Source organism: Streptomyces sp. NPDC002730, assembly GCF_042888805.1.
In the GTDB taxonomy this organism is placed as follows: Bacteria; Actinomycetota; Actinomycetes; order Streptomycetales; family Streptomycetaceae; genus Streptomyces.
In genome coordinates this window covers 291,259-312,961 of sequence record NZ_JBIAQG010000007.1, presented here as the reverse complement: position 1 = coordinate 312,961, position 21,703 = coordinate 291,259, and the positions used below count along the sequence as shown (strand labels likewise).

Here is a 21,703-nt window from a genome sequence, read left to right as displayed (position 1 = left end):
TCTTCGGCCGGCGGTCCCGGGGTTGTCCCCGGGAAGACACAGCACACCCGGCGGAGGGGACCGTTCCCATGGCCTTCACAGTGGCCCGCTTCAATCTCGTCGATCCCGACGCGACGCCCGAGACCCTCGCGGCCCGCTATCGCGCCGCGCTCGAGATGGCCGCGTACGCCGACGACCGCGGCATCGACAGCATCCAGACCGAGGAGCACCACGGCGCCACCAACAACTGGCTGCCCTCCCCCTTCGTCTTCGCCGGCTCGGTGCTCGGCTCCACGCGCCGTATCGCAGTCACCGTCTCCGCGATCATCGGCCCGCTCTACGATCCGCTGCGGCTGGCCGAGGACATCGCCGTACTCGATCTGATCGGCAAGGGCCGGCTGGTCACGGTGGCCGGCATCGGCTACCGGCCCGAGGAGTACGAGCAGTTGGGCGTCGAGTGGAGCCGACGCGGCAAACTCCAGGACGAGCTCCTGGAGACGCTGCTGAAGGCATGGACGGGTGAGCCGTTCGAGTACCGCGGCCGCACCGTCCTGGTCACTCCGCGCCCGTACACACAGCCGCATCCGCTGCTGCTGGTGGGCGGCTCCTCGCAGGCCGCGGCCCGTCGCGCCGCCCGGTTCGGACTGCCCTTCTTCCCGAGCGCGCATCTGCCGGAGCTGGAGGCGTACTACCACGAGCGGCGCGCGGAGTACGGGACGGAGGGCTGGACGATGATGCCGGCAGCGAAGACCCATTTGCTGCACATAGCGGAGGACCCGGACCGCACCTGGGCCGCGTACGGCGAGCATTTCCTGCACGAGGCCCGGATGTACGCCTCCTGGCAGTCCAAGGACATCCGGTCGGCGGTGCGCTCGCAGGCCACCACCGTCGAGGAGTTGCGGCGCGAGGGTGTCTACCGGGTCGTCACGCCGGACGAGTGTGCGGAGGTCGTCGGGGAGAGTCTGGTGCTGCACCCGTTGTGCGGCGGGATGCCACTGGATGAAGGCTGGCGCAGCCTTCACCTCTTCGCGGAGCGCGTTCTCCCTCGGCTCAAGGGCTGAGCCGAGGGCAGTCACCACCCGTGAACGGTGACCTTGCACCCCTCCCGGCACAGCGAATCGGTACTGCCCCGGCTCAAGAGCTGAGCCGGGGCAGTTCCGTGGTGAGGAGCGGGGCAGCGGGGATTAGCCCATCTCCTCCAACGCCTTGCCCTTGGTCTCCTTGACGAACAGAAGTACGAAGGGGATCGAGAGCGCGGCGAAGAATGTGTAGATGATGTACGTGCCGGACAGGTTCCAGTCCGCCAGGCTCGGGAAGCTCACGGTGATGAGCCAGTTGGCGATCCACTGCGCGGAGGCGGCAACGCCGAGCGCGGCGGCGCGGATCCTGTTCGGGAACATCTCGCCGAGGAGGACCCAGACCACGACGCCCCACGAGAGGGCGAAGAAGAGCACGAAGACATGCGCGGCGATCAGGGCGACGGCGCCCTGGGTGCTGGGCAGCTTGCCGTCGACGAGGTCGGCGGAGAAGGCCCAGGCCTCGAAGGCGAGAGCGATCGCCATTCCGGCCGAGCCGACGAGGGCGAGCGGACGCCGGCCGACCCGGTCGACCAGGACCATAGCGATCACGGTGCCGATGATGTTGATGATCGATGTGGTGAACGAGTAGAAGAACGAGCTGGCCGGGTCGATGCCGACCGACTGCCACAGCGCCGCGGAGTAGTAGAAGACGACGTTGATGCCGACGAACTGCTGGAAGAGGGAGAGTCCGATGCCGACCCAGACGATGGGCAGGAAGTTGAAGCGGCCGCCCAGCAGGTCCTTGAAGGTCGACTTGTGCTCGCGGCGCATCGCGTGTTCGATCTCGGCGACGCGGGCGTCCAGATCGATCTTGTGGCCCTCGACCTCGCCGAGGACCTCCTTCGCCTTGTCGACCTTTCCGACGGAGATCAGGAAGCGGGGCGACTCGGGGATCACGAAGGAGAGCAGTCCGTAGAGCACCGCCGGGACGACCATGACGCCGAGCATCCACTGCCAGGCCTCGATACCGAGCATCTCGCCGCGCTGCTTGCCGTCGGCGAGCTGCAGGATGGCGTAGTTCACCAACTGGGAGATGGCGATGCCGATGACGATCGCGGCCTGCTGAAAGGAGCCGAGCCGACCACGGTAGGCGGCCGGCGACACCTCGGCGATATAGGCCGGGCCGATGACCGAGGCCATGCCGATGGCGAAGCCGCCGATGATGCGCCAGAAGGCGAGGTCCCAGAGGGCGAACGGGAGAGCGGAGCCGATGGCACTGGCGGTGAAGAGCACGGCTGCGATCTGCATACAACGGATGCGGCCGATACGGTCGGCGATCCGGCCGGCGGTCGCGGCGCCGACGGCGCAGCCGATCAGTGCGATGGCGATGACCTGGGCGAGCGTTCCCGAGCCGATGTTGTAGCGGTCCCGGATGGCCTCGACGGCGCCGTTGATCACCGAGCTGTCGTAACCGAAGAGGAAGCCGCCCATCGCGGCGGCGGCCGTGATGAAGATGACATGGCCGATATGTTCGGGGTGGGCCTGTCGGCCTCGCGATGCCGGCGGTGGCTGCTCAGTGCTGGTCACGTGTACTCCTGGGGCCGTCCGGCAGCGTCGCCGGGCGTGGGGGGCGAGCCCTTCAAGTGGCGCACAACTTCCTGCCACCCACCACTTGAAGGTAAAAGCAACGCTGCAGAGACTATTCGTTCAAGTTTCGAAGTCAAGACCTGATCCTTAAGAAGTTCCAGGCAGGCGTGTGAGGGACTTGTGTTCAAGAGTTGAAGAGTTGAAGAGTTGAAGACCTGTCAGCGAAGACGCTGGCTGATGACCTTGGAGACGCCGTCACCCTGCATGGAGACGCCGTACAGCGCGTCCGCGACCTCCATCGTCCGCTTCTGGTGCGTGATCACGATCAGCTGCGAGGATTCCTGGAGCTCCTGCATGATCCGGATCAGCCGCTGGAGGTTGGTGTCGTCGAGCGCCGCCTCGACCTCGTCCATCACATAGAACGGGCTCGGCCGGGCCTTGAAGATCGACACCAGCAGCGCGACGGCCGTCAGCGACCGCTCGCCGCCCGACAGCAGCGACAGCCGCTTGACCTTCTTGCCGGGCGGTCTGGCCTCGACATCCACGCCCGTGGTGAGCATGTTGTCGGGATCGGTCAGGATCAGCCGGCCCTCGCCACCGGGGAAGAGCCGCGAGAAGACACCCTCGAACTCGCGGGCGGTGTCCCGGTACGCCTCCGTGAAGACCTGCTCGACGCGCTCGTCGACCTCCTTGATCACCTGCAGTAGGTCGGCCCTGGTCTTCTTCAGGTCTTCAAGCTGCTCGGAGAGGAACTTGTGCCGCTCCTCCAGCGCCGAGAACTCCTCCAGGGCGAGCGGATTCACCTTGCCGAGTTGCTGATACGCCCGTTCGGCGGACTTGAGACGCTTCTCCTGCTCCCCTCGTACGAAGGGTCTCGGCTGGTTGCGCGGGTGATCCGGGTCATCGGGCAGTTCCTCTCCCTCTGCGGGCAGGGACGGCGGCACCAGCTGGTCGGGGCCGTACTCGGCGACCAGCCCGGCCGGTTCCACACCCAGTTCCTCCAGGGCCTTGGTCTCCAGCTGCTCGATCCGCAGCCGCTTCTCGGCCCCGAGTACCTCGCCCCGGTGAACTGAATCAGTGAGTTTGTCGAGCTCGCTCTTGAGGTCGCGTCCCTGATTGCGGGCGGCGCTCAGATCCTGCTCGCGCTCGGCCTTGGCCGCCTCGGCGGCGACCCGCTCCGCCTCGGCCCGCACCAGCGAGACCTCGACATGCGCCAGGAGCTGGCGGGCGCCGCTCGCCACCGCGGCGGCGACCTCCGCCTCGTGACGCAGCCGGGCGCGCCGCTGTTCGGCGCGTGCCCGAGCCTCGCGCTCCGCGCGCGCTCCCCGGTCGAGCGCGTCAGCACGCCCCGCGAGCCCCTTCACACGCTCCTCATGCGTACGGACCTGGAGGCGGGCCTCCATCTCGGTCTGGCGGGCGTTGGCGCCGTCGGCCGCGAGCCGGTCCCGTACATGCGTATCCGGCTCCTCCTCCGCGGGCGCCTCCTCGGCGACGAGCAACCGCTCGGCCAGCTCCTCGGCCTCCTCGCGCGCCCGCTCCAGCGCCTCCTGGGCCCTGGCGGCGGCCGCGGTCGTCCGCTCGGCCTCGCCCGCAGCACCGCGCGCCTGTCCGGACAGCCGCCCCAGCTGCCCGGACACCGCGGACTTCTCACGGTCGGCGGCCCGGCGGCGCTCTCCCAGTTCCTCGACGAGCGCGGCGCATTCACCGCGCCGTCCCGCAGCCTGCTGCTGGGCCGCCGACAGCTCCTCGCACCGTACGGCCAGCTCCTCCAGCTCGGCCGCGGCCTCGTCGACGGAGGCCTGCACCTCGAGCAGGCTCGGCGCCCCGGCGGAGCCGCCCTGCGCGAAGTGCGCTCCGAGGACGTCTCCTTCTGCGGTCACGGCGGTGAGCTCGGGCCGCGAGCAGACCAGGTCCTCGGCGTCCTCCAGCGTCCCGACGACGACCATGCCGTGCAGCAACCGGCGCACGGCGGGCATCAGTTCCGCGGGCCCGCGCACCAGGTCGGCAGCGTACGGAGGACCGTCGGAGCGCTGCGCCTGCGGTACGGATTCGGGGGCGCCGCCGAGCAGTATGGCGGCGCGTCCGGCGTCGGTCTTGCGCAGCAGCCGCAGCGCCTCGGCGGCGGTCGCGGGGTCGGCCACGGCGATGGCGTCCGCCGCCACGCCGAGCGCCGCTGCCACCGGAACCTCGAAGCCCGGGGTCACGCCGAGCAGTTCCGCGGCCGGCCCGAGCAGCCCCGTGAGGCGGTCCTTCGCGCCGAGCAGCGCACCTGTGCCGTCCTTGCGGCGCAGCCCCAGGGCGAGCGCCTCCCGGCGGGCGGCGACGGCTGCCCGCTTGCGCTCGGCGCCGGTGAGCTCCTCGCGGGCCGCGCTCAGCGCCGCCTCCGCCTCGGCCAGTTCACGCTTGGCCGCGTCGTGCCGCTCCCCCAGCTCGGCATCGCCCGCGTCAAGACCGTCGACCTCGGCCTTGAGCTGCTCGTACTCCTCCTGAGCCGCGACGGCCCGCTCCTGGGCCTCGTCGCGCGCCGCGGCCAGCCGGTCGATCTCGGCCTGCGCGGAGGCCGCCCGCGAACGGGCCGCGTTGACCTGGCCGTTGAGCCGGGCCAGCCCCTCGCGCCGGTCGGCGATCGCCCGCGCGACGTCCTTGAGCCGACGCTCCTCGACCGCCAGCTCCCGCTCCAGCTCGGCGCGGTGCGTGACGGTGTCCTCCAACGCGTGCTCCGCCGCCTCCAGCGCGGCCTCCAGCTCCGCCTCCTGCTCACGGATCCGGGCGGCCTCGCGCTCCATGTCCTCGGGGTCGCGGCCGCGCCGTTCCTCCGCCGGGGCCGCGGTCGCGCTCTTCACCCGCGCGTCGGCCAGTGAGATCGTGCCGCGCACCCGCTCGGCCAGCTGGGAGAGTTCGTACCAGCTCTGCTGGGCCCGCTGCAGCCGCGGCGCCAGCCGCCGTACCTCGTCCTCGAGCTCCGCCTCGCGTGTCAGCGCGGCCTTGAGCTCCGCCTCAGCCCTGTCCTTGCGTTCCTTGAGCGCGGCCTCGTCGGCGATCTCACCGCGCAGTGCCTCCCGGAGCCGTACGAGATCGTCGGCGAGCAGCCGCAGCCGGGCATCGCGCAGATCGGCCTGGATGACGGCGGCCCGCCGGGCCACCGCGGCCTGCCGTCCCAGCGGCTTGAGCTGGCGGCGCAGTTCGTCGGTCAGATCCTGCACGCGGGCGAGGTTGGCCTGCATCGAGTCCAGCTTCCGCAGCGCCTTTTCCTTGCGCTTACGGTGCTTGAGAACACCGGCGGCCTCCTCGATGAAGGCCCGTCGCCCCATCGGATCGGCATGCAGTACGGAGTCGAGCTGGCCCTGTCCGACGATGACGTGCATCTCGCGGCCAATGCCGGAGTCGGAGAGGAGTTCCTGGATATCGAGAAGCCGGCAGGTGTCGCCATTGAGCTGATATTCACTGCCGCCGTTGCGGAACATGATCCGCGTGATGGTGACTTCGGCGTAGTCGATGGGGAGCGCGCCGTCGGAGTTGTCGATGGTGAGGGAGACCTCGGCGCGGCCGAGCGGAGGCCGCCCGGTCGTCCCGGCGAAGATGACGTCCTCCATCTTGCCGCCACGCAGCGACTTGGCCCCCTGCTCTCCCATGACCCAGGAGAGCGCGTCCACCACATTGGACTTGCCGGAGCCGTTGGGGCCCACGACGCAGGTGATGCCGGGCTCGAAGCGCAGCGTCGTGGCGGAGGCGAAGGATTTGAACCCGCGCAGGGTCATGGCCTTGAGGTGCACGCCGCCGGACTCTACCTTTCGCTTCGCTCGGACCGCCGGAGCTGCTCCACTCCGGCCTGCCACGTGGGATTTTCGACTGAAGGTCCGGGAGTTGTCACCCCGGAAGACAGAGCGCTCCCGGTTTCACCTATGAGAGTGCAGGGCAGATCAGACGGTAAGGGAAGGACTGTAAGGGGCGAGGCAGGGCGGGAAAAGAAAGAAGGGACGCCGAAGCGTCCCTTGCATATCTTGCGCGATGAACTCCAGCTGATCGCCCCTGCTCAGGTGAGCGCGGGCTCCGGCTGGTGCACGTCGATGTCGATGCCGTTGAGCAGCGACTCTCCAGGGTGCTGAGCAACGGCAGCGTTGAGCGCGTCATTCTCGGACTGGATCCGTACAAGCTCGGATTCGAGGTCCTGGACGCGCTGCTGCAGCCGTCGCATCTCGGCGAGGAGTCGCGGGTCGGAACCGCCGACGTAACCGAGAAGCGCCTTTGCCATGATGGATGGTCCTCCACACTGAGTGACCGACCGAATGCGGTGTGGGTCGTGAGGGATTCGCACCCGCGGTGCTCGACAGTGATTGTTACTTGCTAGCGCTGCGGTTTGTACTGCCAAACAGCTAAGGTGCGCGGGGCTTCCAGAGTCTCACCAAAAAGTTTGACGGTCAACACGATCACGCCCCGTATCAACGGGCCAACCCGGGGCTCACGGCCGCGAAAGAAGCGGCGGAGCCACACTGCGGGGCCCTGGGGGCGTAGAGATCATCCTTACTGCCGCAGCCTGGCACGACAAGCCGTTCTTGGCAACCACCAGGCCATTTCCATCGCGGCAGGTGCCGTCGGCATACGCGGTGATCTTCGTTGCGCCGAATTGTGCGGTGATCATCACCTGATCGCGAAGTCCTCGTATCCACCGCGGGGCGTGTCCCAGATCTCGGTGACACCTTCGACCCGGCCGGGTGTGTCGTCGGAGCGAAGCCATTCCAGCAAACGGTGGCAATTCTCACGTGGCCCCTCTGCCACAACCTGCACCCTGCCATCGTCAAGATTGAGTGCGAAGCCGGTCAGGCCGCCGATCTCCAATGCATTTGCCCTGGTGAACCAGCGGAAGCCCACTCCCTGTACTCGGCCGCGTACCCACGCGGTGAGCCGCGCAACATCGTTCATGCGTGCACGCTAACTGGCCAATAGATTTCCGATCACTTCACCCCCTCGCCACATGGGCTACAGTCCCGTCGCAATGAACCTCACTCGTATGGGTGAGTCATGTTGACGATTGACCGTCGAGTACCAGGAAGGCACAGCGCATGGGACGCCATCGACGCTCCGCCGCCACACCCGTCGCAGATGACTACGCGGACGGCTCGGCAGGCCGGCACCGGGGCGGTGCACGCCGGAAGAAGCGGGGCCTTGTACCCGTACGCACCGGGCTGCTCGGCGCCTCCGCAGCCATGGCCGTAGGCGCCGTGGCCGTCACGACCGGCCTGCTCCCTGGCGGCGACAAGTTCACCGTCGGTCACGGCAACGACTCCGCCGAACGGGTACGCGCCGAGGGTTCCGCGCAGCTGCAGACCCAGGGCGACGCGAGCGCGGAGCCGACGAACGGGGCATCGGCCCCCGCGCGCCAGATCGCCCCACGCCCACAGGCGCCGTCGAAGACTCCCTCGCCCACGCCGACCAAGCCGTCGGCGACGCCCTCGAAGCAGACGAAGGCCCCTGAGGCGAAGGCCCCCGAGGCGCAGAAGCAGACGAAGAGCGCCGCCCCGGCCCGTACGAAGTCGCCTGCGCCCGAGCGGCCGTCCGCGGCGGCCAAGCCCCCCGTCTCCTCGGGTGCGGAGACCGCCGAGGCCGCCGAGGCCAAGGTGCTCCGCCTGGTCAACGAAGAGCGCGCGAAGGTGGGGTGCAGCCCGGTGCAGGCCAGTGCACCGCTTGCGGCGCTGGCCGGGAACTTCAGCGACGACATGGCCGCGCGTGGCTTCTTCGACCACACCAGCCCCGAAGGGGCGACGCCCTGGGACCGCGCCGACAAGGCGGGTGTGCAGGGGCTCGGCGGCGAGAACATCGCTCGCGGGCAGGCCGACGCTGTTGCGGTGATGACCTCCTGGATGAACAGCGACGGTCACCGCGCGAACATACTGAACTGCGACTACAAGACCATGGGCGTCGGCGTGCACCTGGGCGCCGGCGGCCCCTGGTGGACGCAGGACTTCGGCTTCTAGCCGGTCGTACGTACGCGAGAAGGCCCCGTCACCTCGGTGACGGGGCCTTCTTCCTTGCCAGGCGGGTGAGGCAAGGTCATGCGGGGTCAGGCGGCGGCTGCCCGCCCCGCGATGAAGGTGCGGGCGGTCTCCGCCACCCGACGGCCGAGGTGCTCCGCGGTCGCGATGTCCGCCTTGTGCACGCCCTCCGGGCCCTCGTCGGAGTTGGTCTGGGCTGCGGCGCCGGAGAAGAAGCCCAGGCGGTTGAGGTCGTGCTCGGAGCCCTCGGTGGAGTTCCAGCCGGGCTTGAGCCCGAGGTTCACCCAGTGCATACCGTGCTGGGCGGCGAGCGTCGCGAAGAACTGCAAGGTGTGCAGTTTGTCGCCGCTCTTGGAGGCGGAGTTGGAGAAGCCGGCCGCCAGCTTGTCCTTCCAGGAGTCGGTGAACCAGCGCTGGGAGGTGTCCTGCGCGAACTGGTGGAAGGCGCCGGACGCGGTCCCCATGTAGGTGGGCGACCCGAAGACGATGGCGTCGGAGCCGTCGAGCAGCTCCCACTGGGCCTCGTCGATCTCGTCGACCTTGATCAGGTGAACGGTGGCGCCGGCGGCGGCCGCTCCTTCGCGGACAGCCTCGGCAATGACGGCGGTGTGGCCGTAGCCGGAGTGGTAGGCAATCGAGACAACAGGCGTGGTCACGGTAGGGGTCTCCTCGAAAGCGGTGTGCTCGTCGGTGGTGGCACCAGAAAAGCACTAACTTCTAGTTAGCGCAACCCACTGGTTAGCGCTGCATCGGAGTATGGTGTCGACATGGAGACCAGTGCGCAGGAAGAGAGCACCGGGGTCTGTCCGGACCGCGACCTCGCCTTTGACGTGTTTTCCCGCCAGTGCCCGTCGCGCGACACGCTGGAGGACGTCACCGGCCGCTGGGGCAGCCTCACGCTGGGAGCGCTTCACGAAGGCACGTTCCGCTTCAACGAGCTGCGGCGGCGGATCGACGGTGTGAGCGAGAAGATGCTGTCCCAGACCTTGCAGGCCCTGGAGCGCGACGGGCTCGTACGGCGGGACGCGCAGCCGACCAATCCGCCGCGGGTCGACTACGAACTCACCCCGCTGGGACGCCAGGTCGCGGAGCGGCTGCTGACCCTCATCCGATTCGTGGAGGGGCGGATGCCCGAGGTACTGGCGGCGCGCGACACCTACGACGAGGTGCGCGGCGGCCGCTGACAGCGCGGGCAGAAGTAGCTGGACCGGTTCATCCAGGGGCGGCGGCGCATCGGCGTGCCACAGCGACGGCACGGCTCGTCCTCGCGGCCGTACGCGTCCAACGACCGTGCGAAGTAGCCTGATTCGCCGTTCACGTTCACATACAGGCTGTCGAAGCTGGTGCCCCCGACGGCGAGGGCGGCGACCAACACGCCCCGTACGTGGCCGAGGAGTTCGACCGAGCGCGGCCGTGTGAGGGTCGCGGTGGGGCGCTCGTAGTGGAGCTTCGCGCGCCAGAGCGCCTCGTCCGCGTAGATGTTGCCGACACCGCTGATCAGCGACTGGTCGAGCAGCGCGCGCTTGACGGTCGTACGGCGCAGCCGCAGCGCGGTGTGGAAAGCCGCGTCGTCGAAGGCCGGGTCGATCGGATCGCGGGCGATGTGCGCGATGACGTCGGGCAGTCCCTCAGGGGTGTTGTCGTGCAGCGAAAGCCCGCCGAAGGTGCGCTGGTCGACAAAGCGCAGCTCGGTGCCGAGGGTGTCGTCGAAGCGGATACGGATGCGCAGATGCTTCTCGTCCGGTGCGGCTTCCGGCTGCACGAGGAGCTGGCCACTCATGCCGAGGTGGCCGAGGATCGAGGCGTCCGTGTCCGCCAGCGGCAGCCAGAGGTACTTGCCGCGGCGGCGGGCCACACCGACGCTGTGACCCTTGAGCCGGGCCGCGAAGTCCTCGCCGCCGGCGAGATGCCGGCGGACCGCACGCGGGTGCAGCACCTGCACCTCGGCGATCGTGCGTCCGCTGACCCAGCGCTGGAGTCCGCGACGTACGACTTCGACCTCGGGCAGCTCGGGCACGGGGCTCCTTCAGAACTTTCGCGGCGACGCCCGCAGCGTACCGCTCCGCCCACCACCGAAATCCGTGAGGCCCCTCGCTCCCAGGGAGCGAGGGGCCTCACGGCGGAAAGCGGAAGCGTGGACTCAGGCCGAGGCCCGGTCCGCGGACTCCGTGGACGAAGAGGTGTCGGCGGCCTCTTCGCCTGCCGCGTCGGTCGCCGCATCAGCGGCAGCCTCCGCGGAGGCTGCCACCTCGGCGGCGGCCTTGTCGGCAGCCGCGCGCTCGTCCGCGGCGGCACGGATCTCCCGCCACGCGGACTCCGCCGCCTGCTGCTCCGCTTCCTTCTTGCTGCGGCCGGTGCCGGTGCCGTACGAGACACCACCGACGCGGGCGGCAGCAGTGAAGGTCTTCTCGTGGTCCGGGCCGGTCTCGGTGACGAGATACTCCGGGACTCCGAGCCCCTCGGCAGCGGTGAGCTCCTGGAGACTGGTCTTCCAGTCCAGGCCGGCGCCGAGGTTCGAGGACTTCTCGATCAGCGGGTCGAAGAGCCGGTGCACCAGCTCCGAGGCCGCGTCGAGGCCCTGGTCGAGATAGACCGCACCGATCACCGCTTCAAGGGTGTCGGCGAGGATGGACGCCTTGTCCCGGCCGCCCGTGCCTTCTTCACCCCGGCCGAGCCGGATGAAGAGACCGAGTTCGAGGCCACGGCCGACCTCCGCCAGCGCACGCGAATTGACCACCGCGGCCCGCAACTTGGCCAGCTGGCCTTCGGGCAGGTCGGGGTGGGTGCGATACAGCGTGTCGGTGACCACCAGGCCGAGCACTGAATCCCCGAGGAATTCGAGCCGCTCGTTGGTGGGCAGACCGCCGTTCTCGTACGCGTACGAACGGTGGGTCAGCGCACGCACCAGAAGGGCGGACTCGAGGTGATACCCGAGCCGCCCTTCCAGAAGCGTGTGGGACGAGGCTGCGTTGACGTTGTCTGCCTGCTTCTTGGCGTTGGACAACTCAGACATCGTGCCTCTCACCAGCCGCTCAGACCTCGAGGACCTGGCGCTTGTTGTAGGTGCCGCAGCTCGGGCACGCGATGTGCTGCTGCTTCGGCTCCTGGCAACGCTCACACGAAACCAGGGTGGGGACCGCAGCCTTCCACTGCGACCGGCGGTGGCGCGTGTTGCTGCGCGACATCTTCCGCTTCGGAACAGCCACGGCTACTTCTCCTGCTTCTCGTCGACGCCCGCTTCGGCGCCGCCCATGTTGTCCTTCTCGTCGTCCTTGACGGTTCCGACGAGTCCCTGCAACGCCGCCCAACGAATGTCGACGGCGTCATGGTGGTGGTCCGGGTTCTCATCCAGCCTGATCCCGCATTCGGGGCACAGGCCGGCACAGGTCTCCCGGCACACCGGCTGCATCGGCAGTGCGAGCACCACCGCATCACGCAGCACGGGCTCGAGGTCGAACAGGCCGTCCTCGAGATAGAGCCTGTCCTCGTCCTCGGCGTCGTCGACGGGTTCCGCAGTGCGGCCCCGGTCGTCGGCGTCGGGGTACGTGAACAGCTCCTGGAAGTCCGCCGCAACCTCTTGGTGCAACGGCTCCAGACACCTTACGCACTCCCCCTCGACCGATGCACGGGCGGTGCCTGTGACAAGCACACCTTCCATGACCGACTCGAGGCGGAGCTCGAGCTCTATCGGTGCACCCAAGGGCACGCCGATGACCCCTTCGATACCGAAGTCCTTGGGGGCCGTGACCGTGCGGGTCAGCCGCTGAAGCGCACCAGGACGCCGCCCCAGCTCGTGTGTGTCGAACACGAGGGGGTTGCGGTGGTCGAGATGCGCGTTCAGAGCTGTTCCTGCTTTCGGATCGTGGGGAGGGGCCGCCCCGACTCGGAGTCCAAGCGGGCAGCCGGGATCGCGAAAATACGCGCGACCGAAGAGCCAGGATACTGGACGGGCCGCCGTAGACCCAATCCGGTCCTCGGCGGCCTGATACTCAGCGGCCCTGCTCGTACCGGCGCAGCTGCTCGAGGTCGATCATGCTCGTGTCGAAGAGGCTGGTCTCGTCGAGAGCGGCGCCCTGCTGCTGCGCCTGCTGAGGCTGATGCTGGGGCTGGACCTGCTGCTGGTAGGCGTACGGGTCCTGCTGGGCGTACTGCTGCTGGTCGTAGCTCTGCTGCTGGTAGGCGGCGTACGGATCCTGCTGATATGCGGCGTACACCTCCTGCGGCTGCTGCGGCTGGTAGGCGTACGGATCCTGCTGAGCCGGCAGCTGAGCCGGGATCTGGGGCTGCGGCTCAGTCTGCGGCTGGTACTGGTGCTGGGGCTGGACCTGCGGCTGCTGCTGGACCTGCGGCTGCGGCTCGGCCAGCTCCGCGAGGCCGGCCAGATAGTCGGCGTCGCTGGCGTGCTGCTGCGTGCCCGCCGCGTCCTGGGCGGCCATGTGCTCGCCGAGCGCGTCGCTGGTGGTCCGGCCGTGCAGCTTCTGCCGACCTCGGCCCACCGCGTCGAGGGTCTTGGAGAGCACGGCCTCGAAGGCGCCGAGCTTGGCGTCGACGTACTCGTCCGCGCGCTGGATCAGGGTCTGCGGGTCCGCGCTGTACTCGGGGGCGTCGTCCTCGGCCGGGTCGATGTATCCCTGCTGATCGAGCGCGGGGCCGCGGCCGAGCAGCTTCTCGCGGCCGCGGTCGACGGAGCCGATGGTCTTGGTGAGGACGACCTCGAAGTTGGCGAGCTTGGAGTCGACGTAGTCGTCGGCCTCGGCGCGGATCTCCTCGGCGTCACGGCGGGCCTCGGCGAGGATCCGGTCGGCCTCGTCCTGGGACTGGCGGGCGACCTGGGTGTCCGAGATCAGCGAGCCGCGCTCGGCGTGGGCGGTCTCGATGATCCGCTCGGCCTCCTGGCGGGCCTGCTCGACCAGCTGCTCACGGCCGCCGATCAGCTCCTGGGCCTGGGCCAGCGAGCCCGGCAGGGCCTGGCGGACCTCTTCGAGCATGGCGAGCAGGTCGGCGCGGTTGACCACGCAGGAGGCCGACATGGGCATGGACCGGGCGTTGCCGACCGCCTCGACGATCTCGTCGAGCTTCTTCTGGACGTCCACCGTGTGTTCGCCACTCTCTACAGCTGATGGGAGACGGACGTGGACGACTGTACGGGCAGTCGGTGCCCGTCCGACACCGGGTGACGGACTGTCATCTCGCCACCCCGTTCGTCACTCAGTGCGTCACCGCGTCGTCGGTGAGTCGTCACCGAGTAGTCACTGAGTTCGTGACTTCTCGGCGAGGCGCTTGGTGAGCGCCTGGTTCACCACGGGAGGCAGCAGATGGGAGACGTCGCCGCCCCAGGCGGCGACCTCCTTCACCAGACTGGAGGAGAGGAAGCTGTAGGTGGGGTTGGTCGGGACGAACAGCGTCTCGACACCCGAGAGGCCGTTGTTCATCTGGGCCATCTGCAGCTCGTAGTCGAAGTCGCTGACGGCGCGCAGACCCTTGACGATGGCAGGGATGTCGCGCTGCTTGCAGAAGTCGACGAGGAGGCCGTGGTGGGACTCCACCTCGACGTTTCCGTACTCGCTGGTCACCTGGCGGATCATGTCGATCCGCTCCTCGACCGTGAACAGCCCCTGCTTGGACTGATTGATCATCACCGCGACGTATACGACGTCGTACAGCTTGGAGGCGCGGGCAATGATGTCGAGGTGTCCATTGGTGATGGGGTCGAATGACCCCGGACAGACTGCGCGGCGCAACTGAAGTCCCTCGCTCTCCGGTCCGGTCATCGTGCGTCTTCGCACGTAGAGGCGGCGTGACCGTACCAAAGCGTGCCCTCGCCGTAACGACGGGCCCGCAGTGGCTCGAAACCCGGTGGCCACACGAACTCGCCACCTCTGGTGCTGCGCTCCACGGTGGCGAGCGCATCGTCCGCGAGCCAGCCCTGAGTGCGGAGTGTGAGCAGAATCTCGCGAAGATCGTCGTCGGTGACGGAGTACGGAGGGTCGAGAAAAACCACGTCATAGGGGACTTCGGGAGCGGGACCCGTCACGATTTGTTCCGCTTTGCCGGTACGGACCTCGGCGCCGGGCAGTCCGAGCGCGCGGACGTTCTCACGGACGGTTCGGACCGCGCGGGAATCGGCCTCGACAAGGAGTGCGTGGGCCGCGCCGCGCGAGAGCGCCTCCAGGCCGACAGCGCCCGAGCCGGCGTACAGATCGGCGACACGGATGCCGCTGAGCGTTCCCAGAAGCGACTCCCAGCTGGAGAAGAGCCCCTCACGAGCGCGGTCGGAGGTGGGGCGGGTGCCGTTGCCGGGCGGGACGGCGAGGCGGCGTCCGCCGGCCGCGCCGGCGATCACGCGGGTCATCTCAGTCCTTCTCGTGAGCTCGGTGAGCGAATCTCTTGCCGTCAGTCTCTCAGCCCTTGTCGAGGTACTGCTCGCGCTCCGTGTCGAGCAACGCGTCCAGCGCCGTACGCAGCTCGGGCAGCCGCTCCAGCTCCGGGTCCTCGCTGACGATCGCGACGGCCTCCTCTCGGGCAGCCACGATGACCTCCTCGTCCTCGATGACCGTGAGCATCCGCAGCGAGGAGCGCACGCCGGACTGGGCCTGGCCGAGCACATCGCCCTCGCGGCGCTGTTCGAGGTCGATACGGGAGAGCTCGAAGCCGTCGAGCGTGGCGGCGACCGCACCCAGCCGGGACCGGGCAGGGCTCGCCTCGGGCATCTCGCTGACCAGCAGACAGAGTCCGGGTGCCGTGCCACGGCCCACCCGGCCGCGCAGCTGGTGCAGCTGGGAGACACCGAACCGGTCCGCGTCCATGATCACCATGGCGGTGGCGTTGGGGACGTTGACACCGACCTCGATGACGGTGGTGGCGACCAGGACGTCCACCTCACCCGCGGCGAAGCGGCGCATGACGTCGTCCTTGTCGTCGGGCTGCATCCTGCCGTGCAGCACTTCGACGCGCAGGCCGCTCAGGGGGCCCTTGGCAAGCTGCTCGGCGATCTCGACCACGGCCAGCGGCGGGCGCTTCTCGGCGTCGTCCTCGGCGGACTTCTTCTTCGGCTCGTCCTCGCCGTCGCCGATACGGGGACAGACGACGTACGCCTGGTGTCCGTTCCCGACCTCCTCGCGCACGCGCTCCCAGGCGCGCGCCAGGAAGTGCGGTTTGTCCTGGGCGGGGACCACATGGCTGGCGATCGGCGAGCGGCCGGCCGGCAGCTGGTCCAGGACCGAGGTCTCCAGATCGCCGAAGACGGTCATCGCGACCGTACGGGGAATGGGTGTGGCGGTCATGACCAGCAGATGCGGCGGCTGTTTGCCCTTCGAGCGCAGGGCGTCGCGCTGCTCCACGCCGAAGCGGTGCTGCTCGTCGACGACGACCAGCCCCAGATCGTGGAACTGCACCTTGTCCTCGATCAGCGCGTGCGTACCGATGACGATCCCGGCCTCGCCCGTCACCAGGTCGAGCAGCGCCTGTCGGCGCGCGGCCGCGCCCATGGAGCCGGTCAGCAGCACCACCTTGGTGGCGTGCTCGGAGCCGCCGAGCATTCCGCCCTCCGCGAGCTCGCCCATCATCTCGGTGATCGAGCGGTGGTGCTGCTGGGCGAGGACCTCGGTGGGCGCGAGCATCGCGGCCTGGCCGCCCGCGTCGACGACGGTGAGCATCGCCCGCAGCGCGACCACGGTCTTCCCCGAACCGACTTCGCCCTGGAGCAGGCGGTGCATGGGGTGCTCGGTCGCCAGGTCGTCGAAGATCTCCTCGGTGACCTTCTGCTGGCCTTCGGTGAGAGTGAACGGAAGCTTGGCGTCGAAGGCGTCGAGCAGGCCGCCCGGTCTGGGTTTCCGTGCCACGGCGGGCAGTTGGCTGTCGGCGAACCGCCGCCGGGCGAGCGCGACCTGGAGCACGAACGCTTCGTCCCACTTGAGGCGGTCCCTGGCCTCGGCGATGTCCGCCTTTGTGCGCGGCCGGTGGATCTTGCGCAGGGCATCGGGGAGCGTGGCGAATCCACGGCCTTCACGCAGCGAGGGCGGCAGCGGGTCGGCGGCCTCCGTGGCGCGCGGCAGGACCGCGTCCACCGCCTTGGCGATCTTCCAGGACTCCAGCTGCTTGCAGGCCGGATAGATCGGGATCAGCTGGTTGGCGAAGGCGTCCACCGCGTCCTCGGCACTGGCGGCGCCCAGCGGCTCGTACGCGGGATGGGCGAGCTGCAGCTTGCGGTTGAACATCGACACCTTGCCGGCGAACATCGCGCGGCTGCCCGGCAGCAGGTCCTTGTGCGGCTTGTGGACCCCCTTGCCGAAGAAGACCAGCTGCAGCCGTCCGCTGCCGTCGGTGATGGTGACTTCAAGCCGTCGGCCGCGGCCCTGGTTGAACGTGAGCACGCGGGCGTCCGCGACCTGGGCGACGACCGTGACGTGCTCGTCCAGGGGCAGCTCGGAGAGGGGTGTGAGCTCGCCCCGCTCGGCGTACCGCCGCGGGTAGTGGTGGAGCAGATCACCGAGGGTGTGCAGGTCGAGGTGCTCGGCCATCACCTTCGCGGTGGCGGCACCGAGCGTCTTCGTCAGGGGTTCGTCGAGCGCGGACACGCGATCCATTGCACACCACACCACTGACAGTCGTCGCGTACCTGTGGATATCCCCTGGTCACAACTGTGCCGCGAGCCTCATGCCGGCCTCGCTACTCGACCCCGATCAGTAGCGGCGACGACTGGCGGCCGCCCCGGTAGACCACCGTGTCCACGGCCAGGTGGCCGTCCCGGACGTACCTCTCCAGGCGTTCGGCCACCGCGTCCGGTACTTCCTCGGCCAGTACCAGCGTCACCAGCTCGCCGCCCGCCGCGAGCATCCGGTCCAGGACCGTTTCCGCCGTGGCCGGCACGTCGGCGCCGATCACTGCCACGTCGCCGTCGATCAGGCCCAGTACGTCGCCGGCCTGACAGATGCCGGCCGTCGTCCACGACTGCCGTTCCGCGACAGCCAGTTCGGCGTAGCGGGTCGCGCCCGCCGCCGCGGTCATCGCGACCACGTCCTCGTCGAAGCGCCGGTCCGGCTCGTGGACGGCGAGCGCCGCGATGCCCTGGACAGCGGCGCGGGTCGGGATGAGAGCGACCCGCACACCTTCCGTACGGGCCTGTTCCGCGGCGGCCGCAGCCGTGTGCCGCAGCTCCGCGGAGTTCGGCAGCAGGACCACCTCGCGCGCGTGGGCGTGCCGGATCGCCTCGACCAGTTCGCCGCTGGCCGGGGGTTCGCCGGGGCGGGCGAGGACCGTGGTCGCTCCGGCCTCGGAGCACAGGCCCGCCAGTCCCTCCCCCGGGACGACCACGACGACCGCCCGCTGTACCTGTTCGCGCATCACCGCCGCCGCGGTGTCGAAGTGGGTGATACGGATCCGGTACGGCCGCCCCGCCTCGACGCCCGCCTCCACCGCCGCGCCCGCGTCGTCGACGTGCACGTGGATGTTCCACAGTCCGTCGCCGCCGACGACGACGAGCGAGTCGCCGAGCTTGTCGAGCCGGGTCCGCAGCCGGGCCACGGCCGCGTCGTCCGCCTCCAGGAGGTAGATGACCTCGAAGGCCGGGCCCCCGTCGGCGCACGGCTCCACGGTCCGGGCCGCCGGCTCCGGCCGCACATGAGCCAGCGCCGGGAGCACCGGGGCCTCGCCCGACACCGCCTCGACCAGCGCCCCGAGCACGGCGAGCAGCCCGCGTCCGCCCGCGTCGACGACTCCCGCCCGCCCCAGTACCTCGAGCTGATCCGGCGTCGCGTCCAGGGCGGCCCGCGCCCCCGCGTACGCCGCGCGCACGGCATCGTCCGGGGAGGCCTCCGCCGCGTCCGCCGCCGCACCGGCCACGCTCAGGATCGTGCCCTCGACGGGATGCGCGACCGCCTCACGCGCCAGCCCGGCCGCCCGCCGCAGCGCAGCGGCCGGATGATCACCGTCACCGATCCGCTCCGCCATGCCCCGCAGCAGCTGCGCCAGGATCGTCCCCGAGTTCCCGCGTGCCCCTATCAGCGCCCCGTGCGCCATCGCCCGCAGCACATCGGCCGACGAGGGCAGGGAGGACCCGGTCTCATGAGCGGCGAAGACCGCTTCAACGGCCTGGGCCGCGGACTCCACGGTCAAGTACAGATTCGTGCCGGTGTCCCCGTCCGCGACCGGATAGACATTGATCGCGTCGATCGCCTCGCGCTCCCGGCCCAGGGCCTCCAGCGCCAGTGAGCACCAGGCACGCACCGTTGCGGCGTCGAGGGCCCGCCCGTCTCCCACCGCCGCCCTCAAGGGAGGCCCCGCGGGCCGCGCCTCCTTCTCTGGCACCTGGTGATCCTCCTTGAGCGGCCGGACAGGGCCGTGGGCTGCGGGGTTTGCACCGCAGGGTAGACCCCGGTCGGGGCCAAGGGCCGGGGCGGGTGCGGGAGAAGCCATGGTAGTTTCGTATCTCGGACGCAGTCGTTGTATGCTGCTCCGGTTGCCCGATGAAAGTCGGGCCATTCCCCCGGCAAAGTCACCAAATCAGATCACTGATCCGGTGCGCCGGAATTCACTGTAAGTGCATCTGAAGTCTTTGGAGTGACCCGTGGCTGCCAACTGCGACGTCTGCGGCAAGGGGCCGGGCTTCGGCAACAACATTTCGCACTCGCACCGCCGTACGTCCCGTCGCTGGAACCCGAACATCCAGCGCGTGCGTGCCGTGGTCGGTCGGACGCCGAAGCGGCTCAACGTCTGCACCTCGTGCATCAAGGCCGGCAAGGTCTCGCGCTAACCGCGACGTTTCGTCGTAGCGCAGCCCCTGCGGTTGCCTTGAAAGCCGGTCCACCTCGGTGGGCCGGCTTTTCGCCGTTCCCGCGCACTCCCCGCCCCGCCCCGCCGCATCCGGCGCACCCCTCGCGCCCGTCAGCGCAGACGCCACGCGTGATCCACAGGACCGATCCCGCCTCCCAGCGCGAATCCGGCCGCGATCGCGCCCGTGACGTACTCCTTAGCGGCCCGTACGGCCCGAGGGACCTCCATTCCCTTCGCCAGCCCCGCGGCGACGGCGGACGCCAGCGTGCAGCCCGTCCCGTGCGTATGCCGGTTGTCGTGCCGAGGCGCGCGGAGCCAGTGCTCCTCCACGCCGTCCGTCAGCAGATCCACCGCGTCGCCCGCGAGATGCCCGCCCTTGATCAGTGCCCAGCGCGGTCCGAAACCGAGCACGGCGTCCGCGGCCCGGCGCATCCCGTCCTCGTCGCTCACCGCGACGCCGGTCAGCTGGGTCACCTCGTCGAGGTTGGGCGTGGCCACGGTCGCCAGCGGCAGGAGCTTGGTGCGTACGGAGTCGAGTGCGGAGGCGGCCAGCAGCGGGTCCCCGTGCTTGGAGACGCCCACGGGGTCCACGACCACCGGCGCGTCCGTGCCGGCCAGCAGCTCGGCGACCGTCTCGACGAGTGGCGCCGACGCCAGCATGCCGGTCTTCACCGCCTGGACGCCGATGTCGTCGACGACGCTGCGGTACTGGGCCCGTACCGCTTCGACGGGCAGTTCCCACGCGCCCTGCACCCCCAGGGAGTTCTGCGCGGTGACGGCGGTGAGCACGCTCATGCCGTGCACTCCGAGCGCCAGCATGGTCTTCAGGTCGGCCTGAATGCCGGCACCGCCGCCGGAGTCGGACCCGGCGACGGTGAGCACGCGAGGGGGTATGTCCATGCCCCCGAATCTACTTGCCGTCCTCGATGTCCCCGAAGTGGTCCCAGCCGCTCTTGCTGGTCCACGGCGCACCGTCGACGGTCACCTGTGGCAGCGCCGAGGGATTGAGCACCTCGCCGATCACCTTCCAGCGGGCCGGCAGCTTCGCGTCCGGAGGGAAGGTCGCGACGATCGCATGGTCCTCTCCCCCGGTCAGCACCCACTGCAGCGGATCGACGCCGACCGCCTGGCCGATGTCGTTCATCTGGCTGGGGATGTCGATGAGGCCGGACCGCAGGTCGATACGGACCTTGCTGGCATCCGCGATGTGCCCGAGGTCGGCGACGAGTCCGTCGCTGACATCGGTCATGGCGGTGGCGCCGAGGCCGGCCGCCGCCGGGCCCGCGTGGTACGGCGGCTCGGGCCGCCGGTGCGCCTCGACGAAGGCGCGCGGCGAGCGGAAGCCGCGCGAGAGCACCGCGTGCCCGGCCGCCGACCACCCCAACCAGCCGGTGTACGCGACGACATCGCCGGGCTGGGCGCCGGCCCGGGTGACCGGCTCGTGGTTGCGCAGATCGCCGAGCGCGGTGATCGCGAGGGTGATGAGGTCGCCTCGTACGACATCGCCGCCGACCACCGCCGCGCCCGCGACCTGGCACTCGTCCCGGATGCCGTCCATCAGCTCGGTGGCCCAGGTGACCGGGAGTTCGGCCGGGACGACCAGGCCGAGCAGCAGCGCGGTCGGGACCGCGCCCATCGCGGCGATGTCGGCCAGGTTCTGGGCGGCGGCCTTGCGGCCTACGTCGTACGCCGTCGACCAGTCGCGGCGGAAGTGCCGTCCCTCGAGCAGGATGTCCGTACTTGCCACAACCCTGCGGTCGGGTGCGGCCACGACCGCGGCGTCGTCGCCGGGCCCCAGCCGTACCGCGGGGGTGGAGGTGAGCCGGGAGGTGAGCTCCCTGATGAGCCCGAACTCCCCCAACTCGCCCACAGTGCCCTTCACCGAGTCTCACCTCTCCGTCGTCCTGCCGGAACGCCCGGCAGTGCTGCTTGCTTGCGGTCGCGAGCCGTCTTCGCGGTACGTACCGTCAAGACATACGCCAACTTCTGCATTTCGTACGCCACGCTGCGGACATCGCCCGGCGCGCAGGTCTCCCCGCAGCCCGCGGCGACGCGATACCGTGGCGTTTCTTCTCTCCCCACATGATCCTCGTGGCCGCCCTGGAGGTTCCGTGGTACAGGCGTACATCCTTATTCAGACCGAGGTGGGCAAGGCGTCGACCGTCGCCGAGACCATCGGCAAGATTCCGGGAGTGATACAGGCCGAGGACGTAACCGGTCCCTATGACGTGATTGTGCGCGCCCAGGCCGAGACGGTCGATGATCTCGGTCGCATGGTGGTCGCCAAGATCCAGCAAGTGGACGGCATCACCCGCACCCTGACCTGCCCGGTCGTGCACCTGTAGCCCCCGTCTACG

The 21,703-nt window shown here is 69.5% G+C and carries 21 protein-coding genes; 5 read left to right on the top strand and 16 right to left on the bottom strand.

Going from position 1 to position 21,703, the window contains the following annotated elements; genetic code table 11:
- The first annotated feature begins 68 nt into the window (after nt 1-68).
- The gene (locus ACFYXH_RS20140; protein WP_389564487.1) at nt 69-1,040 is read left to right on the top strand and encodes an LLM class flavin-dependent oxidoreductase; all 972 of its coding nucleotides are present in this window, start codon (nt 69-71) and stop codon (nt 1,038-1,040) included.
- 123 nt (nt 1,041-1,163) lie between these two features.
- On the opposite strand, the gene ACFYXH_RS20135 is transcribed toward ACFYXH_RS20140, so the two are convergent.
- The 4 genes from ACFYXH_RS20135 to ACFYXH_RS20120 form a co-directional block, all read right to left on the bottom strand.
- Nucleotides 1,164-2,585: a sugar porter family MFS transporter gene (locus ACFYXH_RS20135; protein WP_389564484.1), complete on the bottom strand. Its 1,422-nt coding sequence runs from the start codon at nt 2,583-2,585 to the stop codon at nt 1,164-1,166.
- Between the two features lie 218 nt (nt 2,586-2,803).
- A complete protein-coding gene (gene smc, locus ACFYXH_RS20130; protein ID WP_389564480.1) occupies nt 2,804-6,358 on the bottom strand; it encodes a chromosome segregation protein SMC in 3,555 nt (1,184 codons plus the stop codon).
- A 260-nt stretch (nt 6,359-6,618) separates the two neighbouring features.
- Nucleotides 6,619-6,837 (bottom strand): hypothetical protein, encoded by a 219-nt coding sequence (locus tag ACFYXH_RS20125; RefSeq protein WP_327326328.1) that lies wholly within the window; start codon nt 6,835-6,837, stop codon nt 6,619-6,621.
- Nucleotides 6,838-7,223: 386 nt separating this feature from the next.
- Complete coding sequence (locus ACFYXH_RS20120) at nt 7,224-7,505, bottom strand: acylphosphatase (protein WP_327326327.1); 282 nt, start codon at nt 7,503-7,505, stop codon at nt 7,224-7,226.
- 140 nt (nt 7,506-7,645) lie between these two features.
- On the opposite strand from ACFYXH_RS20120, the gene ACFYXH_RS20115 reads away from it, so the two are divergent.
- Entirely contained in the window at nt 7,646-8,557 is a 912-nt protein-coding gene (locus ACFYXH_RS20115; RefSeq protein WP_389564475.1) for a CAP domain-containing protein, read from the top strand.
- Between the two features lie 86 nt (nt 8,558-8,643).
- Here ACFYXH_RS20115 and ACFYXH_RS20110 read toward each other — a convergent pair whose 3' ends face one another.
- Nucleotides 8,644-9,231: a flavodoxin family protein gene (locus tag ACFYXH_RS20110; RefSeq protein WP_389564472.1), complete on the bottom strand. Its 588-nt coding sequence runs from the start codon at nt 9,229-9,231 to the stop codon at nt 8,644-8,646.
- 111 nt (nt 9,232-9,342) lie between these two features.
- Here ACFYXH_RS20110 and ACFYXH_RS20105 point away from each other — a divergent pair, with 111 nt between their 5' ends.
- On the top strand, nt 9,343-9,759 hold the full coding sequence (locus tag ACFYXH_RS20105; RefSeq protein ID WP_389564469.1) for a winged helix-turn-helix transcriptional regulator: 417 nt from the start codon (nt 9,343-9,345) through the stop codon (nt 9,757-9,759).
- On the opposite strand, the gene mutM is transcribed toward ACFYXH_RS20105, so the two are convergent.
- The 9 genes from mutM to ACFYXH_RS20060 all read right to left on the bottom strand — a co-directional run bounded on the left by mutM (nt 9,732) and on the right by ACFYXH_RS20060 (nt 18,833).
- A complete protein-coding gene (gene mutM / locus ACFYXH_RS20100; protein ID WP_385305470.1) occupies nt 9,732-10,592 on the bottom strand; it encodes a bifunctional DNA-formamidopyrimidine glycosylase/DNA-(apurinic or apyrimidinic site) lyase in 861 nt (286 codons plus the stop codon). The genes ACFYXH_RS20105 and mutM overlap by 28 nt on opposite strands.
- Nucleotides 10,593-10,715: 123 nt before the next feature.
- A complete protein-coding gene (gene rnc / locus ACFYXH_RS20095) occupies nt 10,716-11,588 on the bottom strand; it encodes a ribonuclease III (protein WP_389564463.1) in 873 nt (290 codons plus the stop codon).
- Nucleotides 11,589-11,607: 19 nt separating this feature from the next.
- Nucleotides 11,608-11,781, bottom strand: coding sequence for a 50S ribosomal protein L32 (gene rpmF / locus ACFYXH_RS20090; RefSeq protein ID WP_026165248.1), 174 nt, complete (start codon nt 11,779-11,781; stop codon nt 11,608-11,610).
- A gap of 2 nt (nt 11,782-11,783) precedes the next feature.
- On the bottom strand, nt 11,784-12,416 hold the full coding sequence (locus ACFYXH_RS20085) for a YceD family protein (RefSeq protein ID WP_389564773.1): 633 nt from the start codon (nt 12,414-12,416) through the stop codon (nt 11,784-11,786).
- A 148-nt stretch (nt 12,417-12,564) separates the two neighbouring features.
- On the bottom strand, nt 12,565-13,668 hold the full coding sequence (locus ACFYXH_RS20080) for an ATP synthase F0 subunit B (protein WP_389564460.1): 1,104 nt from the start codon (nt 13,666-13,668) through the stop codon (nt 12,565-12,567).
- A gap of 156 nt (nt 13,669-13,824) precedes the next feature.
- Nucleotides 13,825-14,346: a pantetheine-phosphate adenylyltransferase gene (gene coaD / locus ACFYXH_RS20075; protein ID WP_362687669.1), complete on the bottom strand. Its 522-nt coding sequence runs from the start codon at nt 14,344-14,346 to the stop codon at nt 13,825-13,827.
- Nucleotides 14,343-14,927 carry a 16S rRNA (guanine(966)-N(2))-methyltransferase RsmD gene (gene rsmD, locus ACFYXH_RS20070; RefSeq protein WP_327326319.1) on the bottom strand — a complete coding sequence of 195 codons (585 nt, stop codon included), beginning with the start codon at nt 14,925-14,927 and terminating at the stop codon, nt 14,343-14,345. The genes coaD and rsmD overlap by 4 nt, the downstream gene beginning before the upstream one ends.
- A gap of 49 nt (nt 14,928-14,976) precedes the next feature.
- A complete protein-coding gene (gene recG / locus ACFYXH_RS20065) occupies nt 14,977-17,160 on the bottom strand; it encodes an ATP-dependent DNA helicase RecG (RefSeq protein ID WP_389564457.1) in 2,184 nt (727 codons plus the stop codon).
- Nucleotides 17,161-17,243: 83 nt separating this feature from the next.
- Nucleotides 17,244-18,833 carry a DAK2 domain-containing protein gene (locus tag ACFYXH_RS20060; protein WP_389564770.1) on the bottom strand — a complete coding sequence of 530 codons (1,590 nt, stop codon included), beginning with the start codon at nt 18,831-18,833 and terminating at the stop codon, nt 17,244-17,246.
- Nucleotides 18,834-19,140: 307 nt separating this feature from the next.
- Here ACFYXH_RS20060 and rpmB point away from each other — a divergent pair, with 307 nt between their 5' ends.
- Nucleotides 19,141-19,326, top strand: coding sequence for a 50S ribosomal protein L28 (gene rpmB / locus ACFYXH_RS20055; protein WP_003957616.1), 186 nt, complete (start codon nt 19,141-19,143; stop codon nt 19,324-19,326).
- A gap of 131 nt (nt 19,327-19,457) precedes the next feature.
- Here the strand turns inward: rpmB and thiD are convergent, their stop codons facing one another.
- Together thiD and ACFYXH_RS20045 are read right to left on the bottom strand one after the other, a co-directional pair.
- Nucleotides 19,458-20,246 (bottom strand): bifunctional hydroxymethylpyrimidine kinase/phosphomethylpyrimidine kinase, encoded by a 789-nt coding sequence (thiD, locus tag ACFYXH_RS20050; RefSeq protein ID WP_389564455.1) that lies wholly within the window; start codon nt 20,244-20,246, stop codon nt 19,458-19,460.
- Nucleotides 20,247-20,256: 10 nt separating this feature from the next.
- Nucleotides 20,257-21,228, bottom strand: a complete 972-nt coding sequence (locus ACFYXH_RS20045) for a thiamine-phosphate kinase (RefSeq protein ID WP_327326316.1) — start codon at nt 21,226-21,228, stop codon at nt 20,257-20,259.
- A 229-nt stretch (nt 21,229-21,457) separates the two neighbouring features.
- On the opposite strand from ACFYXH_RS20045, the gene ACFYXH_RS20040 reads away from it, so the two are divergent.
- Nucleotides 21,458-21,691 (top strand): Lrp/AsnC ligand binding domain-containing protein, encoded by a 234-nt coding sequence (locus tag ACFYXH_RS20040; protein WP_327326315.1) that lies wholly within the window; start codon nt 21,458-21,460, stop codon nt 21,689-21,691.
- Nucleotides 21,692-21,703 lie beyond the last annotated feature (12 nt).